Source organism: Oerskovia sp. NPDC056781 (assembly GCF_042789955.1).
In the GTDB taxonomy this organism is placed as follows: Bacteria; Actinomycetota; Actinomycetes; order Actinomycetales; family Cellulomonadaceae; genus Oerskovia; species Oerskovia rustica.
Map to the genome: position 1 here is coordinate 1 of NZ_JBHUAD010000344.1, position 2,950 is coordinate 2,950.

At 68.2% G+C, this 2,950-nt stretch carries 1 protein-coding gene; it reads right to left on the minus strand.

Going from position 1 to position 2,950, the window contains the following annotated elements:
* Positions 1 to 34 precede the first annotated feature (34 nt).
* On the minus strand, positions 35 to 2,407 hold the full coding sequence (locus tag ACFRCR_RS18105) for a glycoside hydrolase family 3 N-terminal domain-containing protein (RefSeq protein ID WP_377679528.1): 2,373 nt from the start codon (positions 2,405 to 2,407) through the stop codon (positions 35 to 37).
* Positions 2,408 to 2,950 lie beyond the last annotated feature (543 nt).

The following is a 2,950-nucleotide window of genomic DNA, read 5'->3' on the forward strand; positions in this document are numbered from 1 at the left end:
AGGGCTCGCGCCGCCGGCCACCCGTGCGTTGCCGTCAGTCCGTGATCGGCCCCGCGTAGTTCAGGCCGAAGCCGTAGTCGTACGTGCTGCCCGCCGCGTCCGTGTAGGGCGTCATGTCCTTCGAGACGTCCTCGAGCTGAGCCTCGACCGTGTCCATGTCCTTGGGGAACTGGATCGGCAGGCGACCCTGGGGCTCGTAGAGGCCGAGCGCGACCTCGATGAGCGCCTGGTCGCTGGTGCCGAAGCCCACGACGATGGCGTCGGACTTGCCCTCGAACTCCGCCGGCACGACCGGGTTGATCGCCTTGAGGACCGTGATCACGGGGATGTCCTTGCCGGTCGCCTCGACGGCAGCCGTGGCACGCTCGAACGCGTCCAGGTCGGACTCGTTCGCGATCTTCGAGGTGTTGCCGAAGTACGAGCGGTTCTGCTTGGTGCCGTCGGCCAGGATGTCGCCCGAGAGCGAGACCTTGCGGACGTGCTCGCCGTCAGCCGTGTACGGGCGGTACTGCAGCGACAGCGGGTACCAGGTGTCGTTCTCCAGGTCGTGACCGATGTTGGAGAAGTTGCCGCCGTTGTCCGGGGAGTCCATGCCCACGAGGACGACGTCGACGTCGGTGAGGTCGGGAGCGGTGTAGCTGGTCACGACGCCCTCGGCGTCGGTCACGGCCTCGTCGGTGACGACCTTGCCGAAGTACTTCTCGGCGGTCTCGATGTCGATGCTCGGCGCCTCGGTGTACTCACCGGGACCGAACGCGCTCGGGAAGCCGGTGTTGAAGTTGCGAGGGATGTAGACGGTCTTGTCCTTCCAGTCCGCGGCGTCCGCGGCCGAGATGGTCTCGCCGTCGTTCTTCAGCATCACGACCGAGTCGAGCTGGGCCGCGTAGCCCGCCTCGACCTTGTCGTCGCTCGCGAGGACCGACTTCGACTGCTCGAGGTCGAGGAACGGGTTCTCGTAGAGGCCCGGGTTGAAGAACATCGTGAGGATGCGAGCACCGGACTCCTGGAAACGGGTCTGTGCGTCCTCCTCGAGCTCACCGGCCTCGAACTTCTGCTGCCACAGGTCGGCGGCCTCGAGGATGTGCGTCGCGTCGTTGACGCCACCGAACATGTCGTGACCGGTGCCCAGCACCTTGAGGTAGCGCTCGGCCGGGGTGAGGTCCTCGGCACCCCAGGCCATGCCGAACATCTCGCCCTCGTCGTTGGCGCCGCTCATGACGCCCCAGTCGGTGACCACGACGCCCTCGTAGCCGGCTTCCTTGCGGAGCTGGTCCATGCGGTCCTGGTCGTACGCCGTGCCCGTGCGGTCGGTGAACTTCGGGTCACCGTTCGCGTCGAGCGCGATCGAGTAGGCGGTCATGACCGCCGCGGAGTCGAGCGAGCCGAGGAACGCCTGCTGCTGCGCCGCGATGTTGTCACCCGGGTACACGCCGTACTTGCCGGCGTCGGTGTGACCCTCGCGGCCGCCCTCGCCCGGACCGTCACCGGACCAGTGCTTGATCATCGCGTTGACGGACTCCGGACCCCACTGGTCCTTGCCCTCGCTGCCCTGGTAGCCGTCGACGTATGCCGCGGCCAGCTCGGTGTTCTGGTCCGCGTCCTCGCCGAAAGTGCCGCCGACGCGCAGCCAGCGCGGCTCGGTCGCGAGGTCGATCTGCGGCGACAGGGCCGTCGTCAGGCCGAGCGCACGGTACTCCGCCGAGGACATCTCGCCGAAGTTCTTGGTGTGCTCGGGGTTGAACGTCGCGGCGAGGCCCAGGTTGGACGGCCAGCGCGAGATGTCCGCACCCTCGGCGTTGTAGCCGCCGGAGCCCGCGGTCGAGCGCGGGTCGGACGCGAAGTTCACCGGGACGTACGGGGTGCCCTCGGTCGCGAGGGTCTCCGTGTACGCCTGCATCGCGTTCGCCCACTTGACCGTCGCCTCGGCGTCGCTCGCGCCGGCGTGCAGCACGTTGCGCAGGTTGGAGTCCTTCAGGTACTCCTTCTGCGCGTCGGTGAGCCCGTCCGCCTGGGAGCGCTCGTGCGAGCTGAACAGCATCAGGCCGGCGATCTGCTCGATCGAGAGCTCTTCGCTCAGGGAGGCTGCGCGGTCCTGAGCGGTCTCGCGCCAGTCCTCCCAGGTGTCGAGCTTCCCGTTGCCGTTCATGTCCTTGAACGCGGACTTCTTGCCGTCGACCTCCTCCGTCAGGAGCTCGATCCCGCTGTCGGCGCCGTAGGAGAGGACCGGTCCGTCGCCGGGGTTCGTGACGACGACGAAGTCGGTCTTGCCGTCGGTGACCTCACGGGTGGTGAAGGCGTTCCCGCTCTTGGACTCGTTCTCGTCGGAGGTGCCGCTGGTGCAACCCGCAACCGCGATCAGGGCGATCGCCGAGAGCGCTGCCGCGCCCCTGACCCCTCTGGTCTTCATCTGGCCTCGTCGTGCCGTAGCCGTAGTCTTCATCGACATCCCATTTCGTCGCGCTTGCGGGTGTACACGTGTGTCTCCTTCGACTCTTCAAGTGCTGCCGCGCCCTAGATGCCCCCTCGTGGCAACATCGGTCGTGCGGGCCTGGTCGACATCGGAGTCGAGTCCGGCCCGGACGAAAGCTGCGCTGCGTATGGCACAAGCGATGTCCCATCAGCGGAGCCCAGCGGACTCATCACAGCGCGGTTCACGACGGGCTCCGGCCCGTTCTGCACAACCTGTCGATTTGAGAGCACAAACTGTCGCCCGAGGCGGTTCGTGGGCCGTCGGCGAGGGGTTCCAGGCCACCGTGACGAGGACGTGTCACCGGCGCGGAGCGAGCCACGGCCGCCCGCACCTCGTCGCGGCAGGGCGGGACAGCCGGTCGGGAGGACCCCGGGCACGAGACGTTCGACGGCCGCCCGGCCGGGCCCGAGCGGCGCGCGGAGCCCACTGCCGGGGAATGGCGGTGACCATGCCGAAGGGCCCGGCACCGTGGTGGTGCCG